Below are 1569 nucleotides of genomic sequence, written 5' to 3'. Positions count from 1 at the left end.
CCACGGTGATTTCGTCCTTGTCCACGCCGGGAAGTTCCAGCTCCATCAGGTAGGCGTCCTCGGTGTCCTCGACGTCGGCCAACGGCGCCCACGCCCCCTCATCGACCCCGACCTCGGAGAAACCATGGCCGGGGAAGGGGAAGGTGGAGTGCATGAGCTGTTCCATGCGGGTGCGCAGCTCCTCGAGCTCCCGGAGGGGCTCCCATCCGGAGAGCGAGCCCCTGCCGCGGTGTGCGGGAAGCGTCATCGGTCGTCCTCCTCGACTTCTGGGCCGGCAGTGCGTCCGCCGGTGGGGACGGATGTGCTGCTCGCGGGGACGGGTTCCCCGACGGGCGCCGGGCTCACGGGTCGTCCCCGGCCGGGACGCGGACCGAGGTCAGGCCGGCCAGCCGACGGGCGGACGAGGGCCCGGACCGGCCGCGCCCGCGCCCTCGATGTCGCGCTCGGCGATGTCCACCAGCTGCCGGCCCAGGTCCTGCAGCGCCCGGCCCGCCGCCAGCTCGTCACCGATCTCCGGTACCTCCGGGTCCGCCGGATTCCGGCGCGTGGCCCCGCGGCCGGTGAGCACCGTGGTCCCGGTGTCGATCACCGCGCGGGCCCTCGTCGTTCGTCCGTCCTCGAAGAGGTAGAGGCGGACCCTCCATTCCGTGGTGTGCGGCTGGGGCATCGCTTCCTCCTCGGCTCGGTCCGGACCGGCGTGCCGGGACTCTCCCGCAAGAGCGATCCGTCCCTTCGGCACCGCTCGCGCTCTGTCGGTGAACCGCGGGCCGGGCCGGTGGCCGTCGCAACGGACATCAGCGCCACCTCCTCGGTCCCGTCCGGTCCTCCTCCGCGTCGTCTGCGGAGTCGGCCGGATTCCACGGGGTCCGCCGGATTCCCTCGGCGTCGGCCCCTGCGCGGTGACAGCAGGCCGACCGGGCGCGCGGTGCAGCGCGCGGACCCGTCGCCGGACCTCCGGCGGATCGCCGGTCGCTTCGCCTTCCACCATCGAACGGCGGCGGGCCCCGGGCACAGGGCCGAAGGTCCCTGATGAGCGGTCCTTCAGGGTTCGGCCCCGGCGCGGTGCCCGCCGGTGTCCCGTCAGTGGTGCGGCACGATCACCACCGGGCAGCCGACGCGCCGGATCACCGCGTGGGTGACCGGCCCGGTGCCCGGGACCGTCGGCCGGCCGGCCAGCCGGTGGCCGACGACCAGCAGCTCCGCCCCGGACGCCGCCTTCACCAGCGCATCCACGGGCCTGCCCTCGACCACGCTCTGCAGCACCTCGACCCCGGGATACTTCTCCCGCCACACCTGGAGCACGGCGGAAAGGAAACCCAGCCACTCCCCGGCCCGCTGCGGATCCCCCACCAAACCCACCTCGCCGGGCCCCAGGGTGAGCCGGCCGGGCGCGCCCCAGGCGTGCAGGACCCTCAGCCGCGCGTGCCGCAGACGGGCCGCCTCGAAGGCGAACGCGAGCACCTCGTCACACGGCTCCGTGACGTCGATGCCGAGGACCACCTCCCGCCGCCCGGCCCCCTCCGCCTCCGCCTCCTGCTCCCCGGCCGTGCCGGCCCGGACCAGCACGAC

General features: G+C 74.7%; 2 protein-coding genes and 1 pseudogene. All 3 read right to left on the bottom strand.

Features of this window, described 5'->3' with window-relative positions; genetic code table 11:
• Positions 1-247: pseudogene (locus ACWEQO_RS34750) on the bottom strand (Hsp20/alpha crystallin family protein); the annotation flags it as partial.
• Positions 248-376: 129 nt separating this feature from the next.
• Positions 377-667: a DUF1876 domain-containing protein gene (locus ACWEQO_RS34745; protein ID WP_361463149.1), complete on the bottom strand. Its 291-nt coding sequence runs from the start codon at positions 665-667 to the stop codon at positions 377-379.
• Positions 668-1080: 413 nt separating this feature from the next.
• Positions 1081-1569, bottom strand: a 489-nt coding sequence (locus ACWEQO_RS34740; RefSeq protein WP_452986492.1) for a universal stress protein, incomplete at its 5' end; no start/stop codon positions are given.

The sequence above is a fragment of the Streptomyces sp. NPDC004051 genome, assembly GCF_053604275.1.
The sequence above is the reverse complement of the archived record's forward strand: the minus strand, read 5'-3'. Positions and strand labels throughout refer to the sequence as shown.